We start from the raw sequence: 18592 nt of genomic DNA, 5'->3' as shown, positions 1-18592 counted from the left end.
GTAAAGCTCGTAGTATTCATGGATTTCTAAGTGGAATTTATGCTTCTTTATGTGCATACCAATTAACCCATCGAAATAAGCCAACAATTCAAATTATGAAATCATTAGCTTAAGCAGGATTCGGGTTAAATAAATTATTTTTTTAAATTTCCTGCATGCAATCCGCATTCTTTGTGGGTGGCTTCTTCCCACCACCAGCGACCTTCACGTTCATGTTGATTTGGAAGTACAGGGCGGGTGCAGGGCTCACAACCAATCGAAATAAAACCACGTTCATGTAATGGATTATATGGGATTTCCATCATGCGAATATAATTCCAAACGTCGCTACTCGACCAGTTGGCGAGAGGGTTATATTTGATCAATTGCTTGCCAGGACCAGAAAAACCTTCATCGGCTTGCACCACAGGAATTTCATTACGGGTACCCGGGCTTTGATCTTTACGTTGACCGGTGATCCAGCCATCCAAAGTGGCCAGTTTTTTACGTAAGGGCTGAACTTTACGAATACCACAACATTCTTTATGGCCATCTTGATAAAAGCTAAAGAAACCTTTTTCGGTGACCAGTTTTTGCATTGCTTCTACTTCTGGGAAGCAAATTTCGATCTCGATATTATAGTGCTTACGTACTTGGTCGATAAATTGATAAGTTTCCGCATGTAAACGGCCAGTATCTAAACTAAAGACACGAAAAGGTTTACCTAGATGCGAGGCCATATCAATTAAAACTACATCTTCAGCACCTGAAAATGAAATGGCAATTTCACCTTCCTGACTTAAAGCAAGTTCCAGAATCTCGCTTGGAGATTTATCAGCATATTCAGATGCAAGTGCATCGACAAGGTCAATGGTAGGGATGGTGGTCATGACAGTTCCTGGCTATAGGCTTGGACACTTAAAAACCTATATTAATTTAATTCACATCGATTTTAATAGAATTGAAATAGTATGCTTATCACTAAAAAATAAATACTTATGAAAAAAATAGATTTAAAAAACAACACCTGAAATATCAATTTTTAAGCTATGATAACGCAAAATTTTTCACCGACATTGGGAGAACCCATGGAAATCGTATGTCTTGATCTTGAAGGTGTGTTAGTTCCAGAAATTTGGATTAACTTTGCCAAGAAAACTGGAATTAAAGCATTGGAAGCTACCACACGTGATATTCCAGACTACGATGTGTTAATGACGCAGCGCCTGAATATTTTAAAAGAGCATGGCTTGGGCCTCAATGATATTCAGGAAGTGATTGCAGATATGGGGCCTTTCCCTGGGGCAAAAGAATTCGTGAAATGGGTCAGCACGCATTTCCAATTGATTATTCTTTCCGATACTTTCTACGAATTTGCTCATCCTTTAATGAAGCAGCTTGATTGGCCGACTATTTTTTGCCACAAGTTGGAAACGGATGAAAATGGCATGATCACGGATTATAAATTGCGCCAACCAGATCAAAAGCGTCAAGCAGTCAAAGCCTTACATGGTTTGAATTTCCGTGTGATTGCAGCTGGGGATTCTTATAATGATACGACAATGCTTGGAGAAGCAGACCACGGTTTCTTATTTGATGCACCAGAAAACGTAATCGCTGAATTTCCTCAGTTCCCGCCTATTCATGGTTATGAAGCATTAAAAGAAGCCATTCGTAATGCATCAGTACGTAATATTCCTGCTTAATATTTAATTTATATTGGGTTTTTTTGACAGTTATTTATAAATTGTCAGCAAACTTGCATAAGAGAAGGGCGCCAATGGCGCCCTTTCTTGTTTAATCCTAACTTGTAAGCAAATTAGAAAAATTAGAAGCGGTAACCCATTTTTAAGCTATAACCAATTGCATGGTTGTCATTAAAATTGGCAATGTATTTATCTGTACCAAAATCAGAAGCAACTTGAGATTTGGCATCTCCTAACCAGAAGTATTTAACACCGGCTTGAATGAAAGTTTGTGGTGTTGGACTAAATTGCCCGTCCAAACCTGCTGACCAGTAACCATCCGTAGGGCCAAGTGTTGAAACAGGATTGCCTGCACCTGAGTCCCAACCGACCATGAGTGTACCTGCCCATTGCTCATTAAATTTACGGGCTACACCCAAGTTTGCAGAGATTTGATCCTTATCATAAGCGACCAAAGCAAAATTTGATGGCACATTTTTCGAGGCATACAAAACTTTAGAAAGTTGATTAAACTGGTGTGGGCGAATCTCAAAACTAGACCAGTCAACCCAGCGTAATTGTGCAAATGCAATGGTATTTTCCATGATACCGGATTGAAGATCTAAATTAACGGATTGTGGAGTCGTCACTTTACTGCTTCTATTTGTTTCATAAAATGCAGCTGTAATTGGAAATGCGCTGGCAGTCGCTGAAACAGTGACGGGTAACTCTTCATTGATATTGGTTTTATGATCAATTTCAGAACGGTAAGTTAGCGATGCTTTTAGAGCAATTTCAGGAATTTGGGAAGCTAAACCGGCTAACCAGCCTACAGAAGAATCCTCCTTAATCTGAGCCTTATAGCCTTTATAATTGTGATCTTTTCCTAAGCTGCTGTCGGCTTTATTACATCTGTCTGTAGTCCCGATGCTTGTACACAAGAAACCGCCATATGGTCCATAGGCAGTACCACGAAGTTGTACATTGCCTTCAACAGTTTGATACACCGGACCAGCATAGATATTCCAGTTTTCATTTGGTTGAAAACCAAAGATCAAAGATAAAGTTTGAGTATCTACACTTACTTCAGTAGCTTCATCGCCAACGGTAAATGCTCCTGCATTATGCGTTTTGAGGGCAACTGCATCTGAACTGGTATGTCTGGCATCTGCCCCCTGAATATTTTGCTTTTGCCCCATATGGTTGATCGTAAATCAAGCCAAATGAAAAATGTTCATTTAGTTGTGTCTTTAAAGCAGCATTATAGAATTGATAGCTTTCAGCCATATCTCCTAAATTGGAACCTTACAAACTATTATTCTTTTTATGACCTGTTACTTTCCAGTCATTTGCAATTTTACCTGAAACGTCAGCATCTAATACTGATATGCAAGCTTCAAAATAGTTTCCAGGTTGTAAAAATGCTGAAACAGATTGGCCAGAACGATCTAAAGCAGCTGCAAAAACAGAAGTTGTTGGGGCGCTGGCAAATATAATCGCACTACTTAATGCTTTAATTTTAGAAATCATATTCCTTGACTCTTCTAATTAAAATGTAAAAACACGTATCAATGTGTTAATGAAAAGAATGGATATGTAATTTATTTTTTCTCATAACCATGTGTGAAAAATAGCATAAATAAAAAAAGAGTAAAGACTCTAAATTTAATCATTGGTAAAAAAAAGATATTGGAAATAGTTAAGTATGTGACGTAAATTTGCTTTATATTCATCTAATATATTGAAATATAAGTTAAAAAAAATAATGACCAATATTGGTGCGAAAAATAATTCAATTGGATGTTTTTTTATTCAAATAAATTTAACTATTTTAATATTAAAGTGAAATATCAAATATTGTAAAATAAAAAAGGCTCTATGAAGAGCCTTTTTATGTGCTTTTTTTAGAAGCGATAACCGATTTTAAGACCATAACCTAAAGCGTGGTTGTCATAAAATTCAGCTTTGACTTTACCGCCAGTTTGAGCTTGAGCATCGCCTAGCCAGAAGTATTTAACCCCAGCTTGAATAAAGTAGTTTTCTGCAGGACTGTATTGTCCACCTAGACCAACACTCCAGTTTCCTTCAACTGGACCTAAAGTAGTTACAGGGTTGCCTGCGCCAGAGTCATAACCTACTGCAGCAGTACCCGCCCATTTACTATTAAATTTATGAGATAGACCCACAGTCGCAGAATATTGGTCATCTGTATAATCGATTAGATTTTGCTTGCTACCTAAAGCCCCAGTAATTGCTGCTAAATATTTAGGTGTAACAACGAAGTTATCCCAATGTACCCAGCGTAAGTTAGCAAAAGCTAAAGTATTAGCAGCGATACCAGTTTGCAAGTCAATATTTACAGACTGTGGAGTAATGGCATCAGTGTTATACGGTGTATTCGGAATGGATTTTGATAACAACGAGCTAGCCAATTGGCTACCTGTATATTTACCATTGAAGAAAGTTTCTTTGGTATCGGCTTTATGTTTAATTTCAGAACGGTAGGTTACTGCTGCCTTTAATGCAATTTCAGGAATTTGATAAGCAAAACCTGCAGCCCAGCCGTAAGCATCTTGTTGATCTATTTTAATATCATAGCCGCTTAATGTTCCTGCTTGTGATTTTGCGTATGCATTACCTCGTAAAGAAATATTCGCTTCTACAGTTTGCCATACTGGACCTGCATAAAAATTCCAGTTTTCTGTAGGTTGATAGCCGATAAGGGCGGTTAAATTATTAGTACGGACTTTAACTTTTGTACCTTCTTTACCTGCAGAAAAATCAGAACCATCAACCTCATAAGTGGCATCTGCACCATAAGGTTGATCGTATAAAAGGCCTAAAGAAATTTGATCGGTCGCTTGAACTTTTACAGCTGCAGAAGGGAAGTAATAGTCATCACCCATGTCACCCACTAGATGACCGTTATTATCTTTACCTTTTACAGTTGGATCTAATACAGAAATACCTGCTTCTGCATAGTTACCTGGTTGTAGAAAAGCAGAGATTGATTGGCCTGAACGGTCTAGACCCGCAGCAAATACAGAGGTTGATGGGATTAAGCTAAGTAAAATAGCTGAACGTAGAGCTGTAAACTTCATGGAAACATTCCCTTGTTGTAGCTTTATGTAAATACATTTGAAGGAAAAGTAACATAAAAATAAAAAGAGTAAATGCTCAGCTTCGTCTGTAAAATGAACTATATAATTCAAAAAATGGTCTTGAATAGAGTAAAAGTACTAACAATACCTTTGTATATTAATGATTTATAAGTAAAAAAATAGAGTAATAAGCTTAGAAAAAGTGGGAAATAAAGGTCATTCTTTTTGATTAAATTTAGAACATACGAAATAAATGTAATTAGCTTGCAGCTATCAGAAGTAAAAAGACCATTGCGAACAATGGTCTTTTTATTATTAAAGTCGATTAGAATTTATAACCGATTTTAAGACCATAGGCCCAAGCATCATTATCATTAAAGTCTGCTACATAAGCAGGTGTGTTGAATTGAGCACCAGATTGGGCTTTAGCATCACCTAGCATGAAGTATTTCACACCGCCAGCAATAAAGTAATTAGGAGCTGGGCTAAATTGTAAACCTAAACCGACATTCCAGTAGCCTTCAGTTGGGCCAAGGGTAGATACTGGGTTACCTGCACCTGTGTCATAACCAACAGCTACAGTGCCTGCCCATTTTTCGCTAAGCTTACGGCCTACACCTACAGTCGCTGAAATTTGGTCATCTGTATAAGCAAGTAAATCAAAGCCATTAGGTTTATTAATTGTAGGGCTAGCACCCGCAGCAACAGAAGCTTTACCAAATGCATAAGGACGAATTGCAAATTTAGACCATTCAACCCAACGAATGTTAGCAAATGCAACAGTATCTGCCATGATACCTGTTTGGAAATCTAGGTTAACAGATTGTGGTGTTGTGATATCTGTTGAGCCTTTACCGTTATTTAAATTAATTAATCCTGCTATACCAGCTGTCGAGCTTGTAGAAGATTCTTGCACAACAACGCTATGTTCGATTTCTGAACGATAAGTTAAAGATGCTTTTAATGCAATTTCAGGAATCTGATATGCAACCCCAGCTAACCATCCAGCAGCACTGTCTTCACCAATGTTCTCTTTGTAACCAGAGAAGTTAGCAGTCGGAGCCAATAAGCTACCACTGTAAGCAGCACCGTGTAACTCTACATTACCTTTAACAGTTTGATAAACACCACCACCATAAATATTCCAGTTTTCAGTTGGTTGGAAACCTAGAATCAAAGAAAGGTTCTGAGTTTCCACTTCTGCTTTTGTTGTACCAGTTGGATCCCAGAATAGTGGAGCACCTTGACCAGTAGGGTAAGTTACTGCTGCACCAAAAGGTTGATCGTAGATCAAACCAAATGAAAAGTTTGGTGTAAGTTGTAATTTAAGCGCGGTATTGTAGAACTGATAATCATCAGCCATTTCGCCAACACTGATGTTAGTTCCTTTAATTTTACCTGACACGCTAGGGTCTAAAACTGAAATACCTGCTTCAAAATAGTTACCAGGTTGTAAGAATGCTGAAATAGACTGACCTGAACGATCCAAAGCAGCTGCAAATGCACCTGTCATTGGAACTGTTGCAAGAATCATTGCTGTGCTAAGTGTTTTTAATTTCATTGTGTGTCTTTCCTTGAGGTACAAATTTTTTTTACTGCAGATTTGTTATTTATGCTCAGTATTCATTTTGGTAACTTCGGCCTTTCAACCGAATATCATTTGTTACTCCATGTGACAAAAATAACACAATAAAAAAAAGAGTAAATGCTCTACAAAAAACTAAGGCGTTCAAAAAAACAACATAATAGAGTTTTTAATCTAAATTTAAGTGCGATATTTTGGTTAAGTTTTTGAATAATATAAAAAAAATATATGTTTTTTTTAATTTAATTATTTTTTTTATTTGTTTAAAAAATAATCACATAACATGAAAAGTAGAGTGTTATAGTGTTATCTATGTCACATTTTATATCGATTTTATGTATGGAAAGCAGAAAAGGCAGGGAAGGTTGAATTTTAAAATTTGGATATCCAAACCTATATATCGATATAACTTCATTTTATCTGTTACCAGATTTTGTATGAGTGTTATGCGTATTTATCGAATATTCAAGTTTGAGAATTTTTTCAAAGCATCAATAGCGAAAGCATTGATCGTACTTTTTTAGCGCGTGTTTAAATTTTAGAGATGACATCTGTTGAAATGTGCTGAGCTTGAGGATTGTGCGCCCTGCGGGAGTCGAACCCGCGTCGGTCACTTAGGAGGCAACTGCTCTATCCAGTTAAGCTAAGGGCACAATGCGCAGCTAATTTAGCGCAAATGCTGGTAAAAAAAAAGTTATTGCCGAAACAATAACTTTTTTAAAGCCAAAATCAATTTAACTGATTAGTCTTTGCTCGGTTTAAGAATTTTAAATAGAACAAACATAATCGCAATCCAGATTGGAAGAATGATTACTGATTCTTTAAAACCTTGAGTCCACATGATGTAAAGCACGGTCACAATAAAGGCCAACACCAAGTAGTTACTAAACGGTGCCCAAAGTGCAGGGAAGGAAGTTTTAATCGCTTCTTTCTTCATTGCAGCTTTAAATTTCAAATGAGTCAAACTGATCATGGCCCAGTTCAGTACCAAAGCACCCACGACCACATACATCAAGTGACTTAAGGCATCTTCTGGAACAAAGTAGTTCAAGAGTACGCAGCCAAAAATGAGCAATGCAGAGAATAAAACAGCAGGAATTGGTACACCTTGCTTATTCACTTTATTAAAGACTTTTGGCGCATTGCCTTGTTGAGCCAAACCATAAAGCATACGGCTATTGGCATACATACCACTGTTGTATACAGACAGTGCAGCAGTCAAGATAATAAAATTCAATAAATGTGCTGCCCAGCCAATCCCCAGTTGACTGAAAATCATCACAAATGGGCTTTTATCCAGACCACCCAGTTCAAGCTGGTTCCAAGGCACTAAAGATAAAAGAATCGCCAGTGAACCAATATAGAACAGTAAAATACGGAACACGACCTGATTAATGGCTTTAGGAATGGTTTTTTCAGGATCTTTTGCTTCCGCTGCAGCCATACCAATCAGTTCAATCCCTCCAAAAGCGAACATGAGGAAGGCCAGCATGTAGAATAAGCCTTCAAAACCATTCGGGAAGAATCCGCCATGAGTCCAAAGGTTACTAAATGACGATGTTGAACCTGCATCTGCGGTAAATAACAGATACAAACCGAACACGATCATGGAAACTACAGCAGTCACTTTAATGATGGAAAGCCAGAATTCTGATTCACCATAAAATTTCACATTGCCCAGATTGACCAAGGTAATGACAACGAAAAAGAACAGCACCGATGCCCAGGCAGGAATAAAAGGCCACCAGTAGTTAATATATTTTGCGACTGCAGTGAGCTCGGTCATGGCCACTAAAATATATAAAATCCAGTAATTCCACCCTGCGAGGAAGCCAGGGAATTTTCCCCAATATTTAAAGGCAAAATGACTAAATGAGCCTGCTACAGGCTCATGTACAATCATTTCACCCAGTTGACGCATGATTAAAAAAGCAATCAGACCACCAATGGCATAACCCAGAATGATGGAAGGACCTGCAGATTGAATCACCTGTGCGGAACCTAAGAATAAGCCTGTACCAATTGCTCCGCCCATGGCGATGAGTTGGATATGACGGTTCTTTAAGCCACGCTGAAGTGTAGAAGACTCGTTGTTCAAAGTACTCAGCCCGACAATGGATAAGTTGGAGATTGTAATAGATTGGTCGGTATTAGCCTAGTACAACGAAATCAGGTGAATACAGTCATGAAAGGTTGAAAAGTAAAGTTTTTTTACAAATAATAATTGAATCAATAAATTAATTTTATTTATACAATGACTTGCTAGTTTTAACGAATGTGATCTATTTGATGGAGCCGATGTTTTTTTATACTTAAGTCCTGTGAATAAGGTTTTTGGCAAAAAAAGCTTTATGATAAAAGTGATCAACATTGCTTAGATGTTGTTTAAAACAATGATAAATGAAGGACCAAGGAAATGAGTTTTGCTCCACAAATTAAAATTCCAGCAACCTATATGCGCGGCGGTACCAGTAAAGGGGTTTTCTTTAAACTGGATGACCTGCCAGAAGCGGCACAGCAACCTGGAAAAGTTCGTGATCAATTGTTGTTACGTGTGATCGGCAGTCCAGATCCTTACGGCAAGCAGATTGATGGCATGGGTGGAGCAAGTTCAAGTACCAGTAAAACAGTAATTTTGGCCAAAAGTACGCAGCCGAATCATGATGTTGATTATCTGTTTGGACAGGTTGCGATTGATCAGCCCTTTGTCGACTGGAGTGGGAACTGCGGTAACTTGACCGCTGCGGTCGGCTCCTTTGCCATTTCCAATGGTTTGGTCGATGCAGAACGCATTCCGGAAAATGACGTGTGTACTGTTCGTATCTGGCAAGCCAATATTCAAAAAACCATCATTGCCCATGTACCTATCACGAATGGACAAGTGCAGGAAACTGGTGATTTCGAGCTGGACGGAGTCACTTTTCCTGCTGCGGAAGTTGCAATTGAATTTCTAGACCCAGCCGATGATGGAGAAGAGGGCGGGGCGATGTTCCCAACAGGCAATGTCGTGGATACTTTTGAAGTGCCGAATATCGGGACTTTTCAGGCGACTTTCATTAATGCCGGGATCCCCACCATTTTCCTCAATGCTGAAGACATTGGCTATACAGGCACCGAATTACAGGATGCCATTAATAGCGATGCCCAAGCCTTGGCTCGTTTTGAAACCATCCGGGCCTATGGCGCAAAACATATGGGTTTGATTGAGGACATTGCTGAAGCGGAAAAGCGTCAACATACGCCTAAAATTGCCTTTGTGTCCAAGCCAAAAAGCTATACCTCATCCAGCGGTAAAGACATTCAAACTGATGATGTGGATTTACTGGTACGTGCCTTGTCGATGGGTAAACTGCACCATGCCATGATGGGTACGGCTGCGGTTGCCATCGGCACGGCTGCTGCCATTCCGGGAACGTTAGTGAATTTGGCTGCTGGTGGCGGTGTACGTGAAGCGGTTCGTTTTGGTCATCCTTCAGGGACTTTGCGCGTTGGTGCACAAGCCGTTCAGGAAAACGGCCAATGGGTGGTCAAAAAGGCGGTCATGAGCCGCAGTGCACGAGTGCTGATGGAAGGTTGGGTCAGAATTCCGGAAGATAGTTTGAAATAGCAAACAAGATAGAGAATCTTGCGGGAAAGCAGTATCATGAGTCGCAAGTTCTCTGTCGCTGGTGACAAGAGCATTGTATATTAGATCTGGATGTCATTTTGAATTTTCCAGATCTTCACTAAAGCAAAGTATTCGAGGCGAATGTGTCATCTTTAACCGACGTACAAGCAAATGTATTAACCCAAGCACAGCAGCGTATTCAACAAGATTTATTAACGGCATTAGATGCATTTTCCCTTCCAGAACCCTTAAAAGGTGCAGTGCATCATGCGGTGATGTTGGGTGGAAAACGGGTTCGTCCTGCGCTGTGTTATGCCACTGCCGCTTTAAAACCGAATGCAAATTTTGCCGCTGTGCGTCGTGCTGCCGTTGCCATTGAAATGATTCACTGTTATTCACTGGCGCATGATGATTTACCGTGTATGGATAATGATTCCCTGCGTCGCGGTCAACCGACCTGTCATGTGGCTTTTGGTGAAGATACAGCATTACTGGCAGGGGATATTTTGCAGTCGATGGCCTTTGAAATTCTGGGCAGTCGTCTGTTTGATCAAGGTCCGGCAGTTGCGCCAGCGATTGTGTTAAAACAGATGCAAATACTCGCGACTGCTAGCTCGAAAATGGTCTGTGGTCAGGTGCTGGATTTGCAGGCTGAAGGCAAGCATGTCGATCAGGATGCTTTAGAAAACATCCATCGTAATAAAACTGGTGCCTTGATTTCTGCAGCGGTAATGATGGCCGCTGTGACGATTTTTGAGGGTACAGATGTCGCGATTCCAAAATTACGTGAGTTTGCCCAAGCGATTGGTTTAGCTTTCCAAGTACAGGATGATATTCTGGATATTATTTCTGATACGGCAGTTCTAGGAAAAACTGCGGGCAAGGATGAACAGGTAGATAAATCGACCTATCCTGCATTAATGGGGCTGGAAAAGGCTCAGGCTTATGCCAAAGCATTGCATGATCAAGCCCTTAATGCTTTGGACATGTTTACCGAAAATGCAGCTGAATTGAATCAAATTTCACAGTTTTTATTAGCACGTAAAAGTTAATATCATCTGAATACAAAACAAAAGCATTAAAAAGAGGACATATTGTCCTCTTTTTTATATGTTTAGACTCTAAAAATTATTTAGATTCTTTATACAGACGGTCACCCTCATCGAAACGATCAGTCACTTCTGCTGATGGTGCTTTACCTAATAGGCTAACCACAACAATCGCAATCCATGAGCAGATGAAACCAGGAATAATTTCATAGATGCCTGCAGGAATCAGATCGCCAAATCCAGTTGTGCCCCATGTATTTTTCCATAGAATCACCATCACAGCACCTACGATCATGCCTGCTAAAGCGCCATTTAAGGTCATACGACGCCAGAACAAAGAAAGGATAATTAGTGGACCAAAAGCTGCACCAAAACCCGCCCATGCGTAGGCAACTAAGCCAAGAACTTTGGCATCTGGATTTCCAGCCATCCAGATCGCAAGCAGGGCGATCAGTAATACCATGAGACGGCCAATCCAGACCAGCTCGGTTTGCGTTGCATTTTTACGCAAGAAGGATTTATAAAAATCTTCTGTTAAGGTGCTTGAGCACACCAAAAGCTGACAACTGAGCGTACTCATCACTGCAGCAAGAATAGCTGCCAATACAATACCTGCAACCCACGGGTTGAATAAGATTTTGGTGAGTTCCATAAACACTGTTTCAGGGTTTGCAGTGACAACACCAGCCAATTCAGGGTGTTGTTGGAAATAAGCAATACCAAAGAAACCTGCAGCAACTGCACCACCTAAACATAAAATCATCCAGGTCATGCCAATACGACGTGCATTTGGAATCGATTTTACCGAGTCTGCTGCCATGAAACGCACAAGAATATGGGGTTGACCAAAGTAGCCCAAGCCCCATGCCAGCAAGGACATAATCGCGACAAAGCTTAAATCACCTAAAACATTCATGGCTTGCGGACGCGCCGCTTCAAGTGCCAAGGTCATTTGCGACAGGTCTGAGAAACTCAAAATGGTCACGATTGGGGTAAGAAGCAAGGCAAAAATCATTAAGCCTGCCTGAATGGTATCGGTCCAGCTCACGGCAAGGAATCCACCGATAAAGACATAACTAATCGTCGCAATCGCACTGATCCAAAGCGCGGTGCTATAGGACATGTCAAACATGCTTTCAAATAGTCGTGCACCAGCCACCATGCCTGAAGCACAGTAAATTGCAAAGAAAATCAAAATGATGCAAGCAGAAGCAATGCGCAGGATTTTCTTTTGGTCATTAAAGCGGTTGGCGAAATAATCGGGCAAGGTGAGGGCATTGTGCTGCACTTCCGTATGGACACGTAAACGGCCGGCAACCAGCAGCCAGTTTAGCCACGCGCCAATAATCAGGCCAATGGCAATCCACATTTCAGATAAACCGGAAAGATAGATTGCGCCGGGAAGTCCCATTAGCAACCAGCCACTCATATCTGAAGCACCGGCAGAGAGCGCTGTTACGAAACTACCTAAACGTCGACCCCCCAAAATGTAATCAGAGAAATTGGCTGTTGCGCGATAGGCCATCAGACCAATCGCGATCATGGCGACAATATAAAACAGAAAGGTAATCAGGGTCGGATTCAGGGAGCTCATACGGTATCCAGTTACACGGTGGACAGTAGATAGAAACAAAGGCTTATAAAAAGAAGCACAAATAATTTCAAAAAAATAACGTGAAATTTAACCATAGATTAAAAAAAATTGCTGAATTTTTTCCAACAACAAAAAAATAGACAGCATGAAAGCTGTCTATCATTTTAAAAATTATCGGATTTTAGTTATTTCGGCCCATGACCCCACGAATGGTGCTCAGAATATCCGCAGGTAATACCACGGTCTTGGCATTATTAGACTTAGACATATCTTGCATGGCTTTGACATATTGTTCGCCCAGCAGGTAAGCCACAGGAATTTCTTTATCCCCCACAGCTGAACTCACCATTTCAATAGCACGTTGTGAAGACTCAGCCAACACCACTTGCGCTTCTGCATCACGACGTGAGGCTTCCAGGCGACCATCGGCTTCTAAAATAGCAGCCTGCTTTTCACCATCAGCCTTGGTTACGGTGGCACGGCGTTGGCGCTCGGCAGCTGCTTGCGCTTCCATAGCCGCCTGCATGGTTGCAGAAGGTTGAATATCCTGAATTTCAACGGTTTTTAAGGTAATACCCCAATCCGAGATATCATCGGAAATGGCCGCTTTCAGTTTGGCTTTAATGTGATCACGTGAGGACAGGGCATCATCCAGGTCCATTTCACCGACAATAGAACGTAGTGAAGTTTGCACCAGGTTTTGAATGGCCCAAGTATAGTTTTCAATCCCGTAAACCGCTTTTTCCGGGGTGGTGATATTGATGTACGCCACAGCATTCATCAGTAACACTGCATTGTCACGGGTAATCACTTCTTGAGAAGGAATATCCAGCACAATATCTTTGGTGGTGACTTTATAAGCCACTTCATCAATATAAGGAATCACAAAACTGAGTCCTGGCCCCAGAGTGGTGTGGTATTTACCCAACCGTTGCACAATCCATTTATAACCCTGCGGGACAATACGGACCCCTTTAAAAATAGTCACGCCAGCAAAAACCAGCAGCGCTAAAACTATAATCGTTCCACCAGACATGTTATTTCCTCACTTATATATTTTCGTTATTTGGATGGTGCGGCTTAACCACCAGATCATTGCCGAGAATATCGACCACGCGCACCCGATCACCGACTTGTACCGGAGATAAAGTACGACAGTTCCATTCATCTGAACCTAAAACCGGCATCGGAAAACGCACGGTGATCAGTTCATGTTGCATGTGGGTTTGAATGACCATGCCGACCTGACCGATGGTGGCTTCACGGGATAAGCCGGCTTTGGTCTTATCAATTGAAAGTGGTTTAATAAATTTAAACCAAAGAAATGTACAAAGAACGGACAAGATAATCCAGGTAATGAGCTGTGTAGTAAAGCCCATCATTGGAAACATCCAGAATAAAACACCCACCATGATGGCTGCGATGCCAAACCAGAGTGCAGCAAAAGCGGGGAGTACCAATTCAGAAAGCATCAGTAAAACCCCGAGTACAAACCAATGCCAAGGTTCGAATGCAAATTCCATACATCTACTCGTGTATTGTAAAAATTGATTGAGATACTAAGCGTCTATATCAATTTAGCAGATGAATAAGTCTTTGAATATTAAAAAAGCATAATTTTTAAATTCTGGATTTTACGGCTGGTTTAAAGGCTGCAGGCGACTTTTTAAAATCGCTGATCGCCTTTTCAATGGCAGTGATTTTAAGCTGGGTCGCTTTTTCACCTTCGAGTATAGATTCATTGCTGGCTTTTAAATCCAGAGTACCCAGATGTCCTACTTTAGGCTGAATAATCACATTAGCCTGCCCCAGTTCTTCATTAATACTTTGTTGGCCCATAATATTGATAGTCTGATCCAGCAGGCCCCACATGTTCATGGGCTTATTACCGGCTGGACGTGCCGAAATATCCACGGCAATGACAATGTCTGCGCCCATGGCTTTTGCTGTTTTGACTGGAATCGGGCTGACCAGACCACCATCGACATATTGTTTGCCACCAATGGTGGCGGGAACAAAGACGTTGGGAATACTGCATGAAGCGCGTACTGCCTGTCCGGCATTGCCTTTGATAAATTCAGTTTTCGTACCAGTGTCCAGACGGGTTGCAATAGCCGCAAAACGAATCGGGAATTGTTCAATCGGTTTATTGGCAATGTGCTTGTTCACATAATTCTGCAATTTTTGCCCTTGCACCACACCTTGACTGTTCAGGGTCAAGTCTCGAATATCTGATTCTTTTAGAGTCAGGGCAATTTGCTGCAATTGGTAGGGTGTTTTGCCACTGGCATAAATACTGCCGACAAAACTTCCAGCACTGGTACCGGTGACAATTTTAGGTTTAATACCGTGTGATTCTAAAACTTTCAGCACCCCAATATGAGCAAATCCTTTGGCTCCACCACCACCCAACGCAATCGCCACCACAGGCTCACGGGCTTTTATAGGTGTGGTTTGAGGTGGAGTTTTAGTTGCTTTATCACAGCCTGCCAGACTGAATGCAAGCAGACCGGCTAAAGAGTATTGCACAAGCTTCATATTGGAAATTGAATATTAATTAGACGAAAAGTTGCGCACATGACAGCAGATAATTGCTGTTTTGACTAGCGATTTTTTAGACGTTTTTGTAACGGCTGGGCCAGCCAGGCAGGATTTTTAGCTGAAAATTTGCCTACATATTGATCTAAAATTTGCTCTACATCTTGCTCATAATTTCCCGTAGGTTGAAACACGCCCAAGCAGTGGATGGTTTTATGATCATAGTCCAGTGAAAACATCACAATCGGGATATGGGCACCGACAGCAATTCGGTAAAAACCACTTCTAAATGCTTCGGCATGCTTACGTGTACCTTCAGGCGCCATACCAACCCAGATCTGCTCTTGAGTTTGAATGAAGTCGATAATTTGCTGAGTTGTACCCTGTTGAATACTGCGATTGACGGGAATCACGCCAACCCATTCCAATAATGGTTTTAGTGGTGTGTTAAATAAAGTGTGTTTGCCAAAAACCGTGATCTTGATGCCCAGCCCGAGCAGTGCGGCAAAACCATGCCAGGCATCTATATTTGAGGTATGTGGGGAAATAATGGCGACTGCCTTAGGCAGATTGGGAAATTCACCTTCAAAGCGCCAGCCTTGAGCCAGAAATATCTGCTTGAAAATCTTGCGGCTCAAACTGCCACCGCGGGCAGGGACTAGATCGGGTAATGTGGGAAAATGTGCTGACATGATTTTTCGGCCGTCCTGACCCAAACGTATCCTATTTAATTCATGTTAAGCTTTTGTAAAATAAGATTCATTAGCAAAATGTAAATTAAAATTCAGCTTGCGTGATCAAAAAAATCAATCTGCTTGGGACTCATAGGTGCAGGCTATGCCGAAAACATCGAACATCTATCTGCTGTTGTTCTCCTTATATTGGGCACAAGGTTTACCTGTCGGTTTCATGACTCATGCTTTACCAGTGATTTTACGTGCTGAAGGGGTGTCGCTGGCGCAGATCGGTGGTTTTGGCTTATTGATGCTGCCTTGGTCGATCAAGATTTTTTGGGCACCTTTCGTTGATCGTTTTGGCCATTCGGCTTTTGGACATTACCGGAGCTGGATTATTCCGACCCAGTTATGCAGTGTACTGATTCTGATAGGCTTATCCTTTTTGCCGATACAGGCTTTAAATCAGCCCGTATATTTACTGGCATTTTTTATTGCTTTACTGAGTATGAATCTGGTGGGGGCTACGCAAGATATTGCTACTGATGGTCTGGCTGTGAATATCCTTCAAAATGAGCAGCAGCACTGGGGCAATACTTTTCAGGTGATTGGTTCCAGACTGGGCTTTATTGTTGGTGGTGGAGCGATTTTATGGGCGCTGGACTGGTTAAACTGGCAAAATACCTTTCTGCTTTTGGCGGGTCTGGTTCTGCTGAATACCTTACCCATTCTCTGCTTTAAAGAACCTGCACAATTCAAGAATATTCAGCACGCGGCTGAACAAGAGGCATTCAGCTGGCGCAAGGTCAAAAATTATCTGTGCTATTTTTATCAAAGTCCGCATCTTACGGGCTGGTTGGTGGTGCTGATCACTTTCAAAATTGCCGATGGCTTAGCAGGGCCTTTACTGAAACCCTTGATGGTCGATTTAGGACTGACATTTTCCCAAATTGGTATATATGTGACTATGCTGGGGGCTTTGGCAGCGCTCATTGGTGCTGGATTGGCTGGTCTGAGTCTGAGATTTATATCTCGGGCCAAGGCACTTTTAAGTTTTTCTATCTTGAAAATTTTTAGCTTGGCCGCTTACAGCTGGCTGGCTTTTCAATATGAATCTCAACAGTACATTCAGCCATGGGTCATTTATTTGATTAATGCTGCTGAAGATATGATTTCTGCCATGTTGCTGGTGGTGATGCTGACTTTAGTCATGCAATACAGCCGCAAACATATTGCAGGGACAGATTTCACTTTTCAGGTGGCACTCATGGCAACTGTCAGTGGCGGACTATATAGCCTGAGTGGAATATTGGGTGATCTTTGGGGATATGCGACTTATTTAACATGCATTACTGGGGTTGCAGTGCTTTGTTTATGGCCCATTTTGCGATGGAAAAATACAGAGTCATAATCCAATCAAAGCGTTTTAATTGAAAACATCTTTAAAAGCTATGAATTAAAAATGATAACTAAATAAAAAATAAATCATTTTTTTAAATATTTCTAAACAGTAACATCTGTTACAAAATAACTCAGGGGTATTTAAAAATGAAAACCAAAATTGCCGCAGCGATTGCATTAAGTCTTTTAGCAGGCTCAACTTTTGCAGCACCAACGTTCTATGGGGAAATCGATGCGAGTATCGATTATTTACCAGAAGACAATGCGTCACCTGTTTCAGACAAAGATGTGGTCGAGGTGAGTTCTAACAGCTCATTTATTGGATTAAAAGGTGATGAAAAACTAACTGATCGTTTAAGTGCAGTTTACGGCATTGAATGGGGACTCAGTGCAGATGGTGACAGTGCAGACTGGACGACACGTAACCGCTTTGTCGGTTTGAAAGATGCTCAGCTGGGGACTTTAAAAGTAGGTGCACATGACACACCATTAAAACAACTTTCCAGTGTAGTTGATACTTTTAACAACTATGTAGCCAACAAAGCGGATGTGACGGGCATTTTTACCGGTGAAAACCGTATTTCAAATGCCGTGATTTATGAATCTCCAGCGATTAAATTACCTGCAGGTGCCATTAAGGTAAATGCTTTATTGGCTTCAGGTGAAGATTCAGCCATTGCTAAAGGAAATGGTTCAGCGAAAACAGCGGGCCGTGGCCTAGGGGATGCCTGGTCTGCATCGGTTGCTTATGAAAGCCCTGTTGTAGTGGCGGGTATTGCTTATGATAAAGCGATTCCAAGTAACTTTGCCGGACGTGGCTTTACCAATGCTGCTACACCTGAAGTGACTGGAACTGTAGCTGGAAGTGCTTTTGCTGCTGCAAATACACTGCGTGCCATTGGTCGTGTGAATATCGATGGTGGATTAGCATTAAAAGCACTTTATCAAACATCAGAAGTAGAAGCGGCAAATGGTAATGAAGCGTTAGCAGCCAATATTGATGAATCTCAAGGCTGGCTGGTGGGTGCTGAATATAATCTGCCAAATGCTAAAGCATGGACGGTAAAAGCCCAATATAGCCAAAACACCACCAGCTTTAAAAACACCAAAGCAGATTTTGACGCAAAACAATATTTTGCAGGTGTGGATTATGCCTTTAACAAACAAGTTAAAGCCTATGGTTATGCGGGTTATTTAACCTTGGAACAGGCATCTAATGAAACCAAACAACCTGTGGTGGGTACAGGCTTAGAATATAAGTTTTAATGCTTATTCATTTTAAGTTAATGAAAAGACGGTGTTTTACATCGTCTTTTTTTTATTTAAGTCATTTTTAAGTTTCGAATTTTAGATTAATGTATCAGTAAAAATCAGATCAA

General features: G+C 41.0%; 14 protein-coding genes, 1 tRNA gene and 2 pseudogenes. 6 read left to right on the top strand and 11 right to left on the bottom strand.

Annotation, left to right across the window (positions count from 1 at the left end; translation table 11 throughout):
- Positions 1-113 (top strand): annotated as a pseudogene (locus FB6_RS16025) (IS982 family transposase); the annotation flags it as partial.
- 21 nt (positions 114-134) lie between these two features.
- Here FB6_RS16025 and FB6_RS16020 read toward each other — a convergent pair.
- A complete protein-coding gene (locus FB6_RS16020) occupies positions 135-869 on the bottom strand; it encodes a phosphoadenylyl-sulfate reductase (protein WP_174560883.1) in 735 nt (244 codons plus the stop codon).
- A 198-nt stretch (positions 870-1067) separates the two neighbouring features.
- On the opposite strand from FB6_RS16020, the gene thrH reads away from it, so the two are divergent.
- Positions 1068-1685 carry a bifunctional phosphoserine phosphatase/homoserine phosphotransferase ThrH gene (gene thrH, locus FB6_RS16015; RefSeq protein ID WP_174560882.1) on the top strand — a complete coding sequence of 206 codons (618 nt, stop codon included), beginning with the start codon at positions 1068-1070 and terminating at the stop codon, positions 1683-1685.
- A 122-nt stretch (positions 1686-1807) separates the two neighbouring features.
- On the opposite strand, the pseudogene FB6_RS16010 reads toward thrH, so the two are convergent.
- The 5 genes and pseudogenes from FB6_RS16010 to FB6_RS15990 form a co-directional block, all read right to left on the bottom strand.
- Positions 1808-3194 (bottom strand): annotated as a pseudogene (locus FB6_RS16010) (outer membrane protein transport protein).
- A gap of 374 nt (positions 3195-3568) precedes the next feature.
- The gene (locus FB6_RS16005) at positions 3569-4765 is read right to left on the bottom strand and encodes an OmpP1/FadL family transporter (RefSeq protein ID WP_174560881.1); all 1197 of its coding nucleotides are present in this window, start codon (positions 4763-4765) and stop codon (positions 3569-3571) included.
- Positions 4766-5090: 325 nt separating this feature from the next.
- Entirely contained in the window at positions 5091-6326 is a 1236-nt protein-coding gene (locus FB6_RS16000) for an OmpP1/FadL family transporter (protein WP_174560880.1), read from the bottom strand.
- 604 nt (positions 6327-6930) lie between these two features.
- Positions 6931-7003 (bottom strand) — tRNA-Arg (locus tag FB6_RS15995).
- 89 nt (positions 7004-7092) lie between these two features.
- The gene (locus FB6_RS15990) at positions 7093-8448 is read right to left on the bottom strand and encodes an amino acid permease (RefSeq protein ID WP_174560879.1); all 1356 of its coding nucleotides are present in this window, start codon (positions 8446-8448) and stop codon (positions 7093-7095) included.
- Between the two features lie 318 nt (positions 8449-8766).
- On the opposite strand from FB6_RS15990, the gene prpF reads away from it, so the two are divergent.
- Both prpF and FB6_RS15980 read left to right on the top strand, forming a co-directional pair.
- Positions 8767-9957, top strand: coding sequence for a 2-methylaconitate cis-trans isomerase PrpF (gene prpF, locus FB6_RS15985; protein WP_174560878.1), 1191 nt, complete (start codon positions 8767-8769; stop codon positions 9955-9957).
- Between the two features lie 143 nt (positions 9958-10100).
- The gene (locus tag FB6_RS15980; protein ID WP_174560877.1) at positions 10101-11009 is read left to right on the top strand and encodes a polyprenyl synthetase family protein; all 909 of its coding nucleotides are present in this window, start codon (positions 10101-10103) and stop codon (positions 11007-11009) included.
- A gap of 76 nt (positions 11010-11085) precedes the next feature.
- On the opposite strand, the gene putP is transcribed toward FB6_RS15980, so the two are convergent.
- The 5 genes from putP to FB6_RS15955 all read right to left on the bottom strand — a co-directional run bounded on the left by putP (position 11086) and on the right by FB6_RS15955 (position 15830).
- Positions 11086-12600, bottom strand: coding sequence for a sodium/proline symporter PutP (gene putP, locus FB6_RS15975; protein ID WP_174560876.1), 1515 nt, complete (start codon positions 12598-12600; stop codon positions 11086-11088).
- A 181-nt stretch (positions 12601-12781) separates the two neighbouring features.
- On the bottom strand, positions 12782-13636 hold the full coding sequence (locus FB6_RS15970; RefSeq protein ID WP_174560875.1) for an SPFH domain-containing protein: 855 nt from the start codon (positions 13634-13636) through the stop codon (positions 12782-12784).
- Between the two features lie 13 nt (positions 13637-13649).
- Positions 13650-14123: an NfeD family protein gene (locus FB6_RS15965; protein WP_174560874.1), complete on the bottom strand. Its 474-nt coding sequence runs from the start codon at positions 14121-14123 to the stop codon at positions 13650-13652.
- Between the two features lie 97 nt (positions 14124-14220).
- Positions 14221-15138: a patatin-like phospholipase family protein gene (locus FB6_RS15960; RefSeq protein ID WP_174560873.1), complete on the bottom strand. Its 918-nt coding sequence runs from the start codon at positions 15136-15138 to the stop codon at positions 14221-14223.
- 65 nt (positions 15139-15203) lie between these two features.
- The gene (locus FB6_RS15955) at positions 15204-15830 is read right to left on the bottom strand and encodes a 1-acyl-sn-glycerol-3-phosphate acyltransferase (protein WP_174560872.1); all 627 of its coding nucleotides are present in this window, start codon (positions 15828-15830) and stop codon (positions 15204-15206) included.
- A gap of 145 nt (positions 15831-15975) precedes the next feature.
- On the opposite strand from FB6_RS15955, the gene FB6_RS15950 reads away from it, so the two are divergent.
- Complete coding sequence (locus FB6_RS15950) at positions 15976-17223, top strand: MFS transporter (RefSeq protein ID WP_174560871.1); 1248 nt, start codon at positions 15976-15978, stop codon at positions 17221-17223.
- Between the two features lie 137 nt (positions 17224-17360).
- Positions 17361-18479 (top strand): porin, encoded by a 1119-nt coding sequence (locus FB6_RS15945; RefSeq protein WP_174560870.1) that lies wholly within the window; start codon positions 17361-17363, stop codon positions 18477-18479.
- Positions 18480-18592 lie beyond the last annotated feature (113 nt).

Origin of the sequence: Acinetobacter bouvetii, from assembly GCF_902753875.1 — a bacterium.
GTDB classification, from domain to species: Bacteria; Pseudomonadota; Gammaproteobacteria; order Pseudomonadales; family Moraxellaceae; genus Acinetobacter; species Acinetobacter bouvetii_A.
The sequence above is the reverse complement of the archived record's forward strand: the minus strand, read 5'-3'. Positions and strand labels throughout refer to the sequence as shown.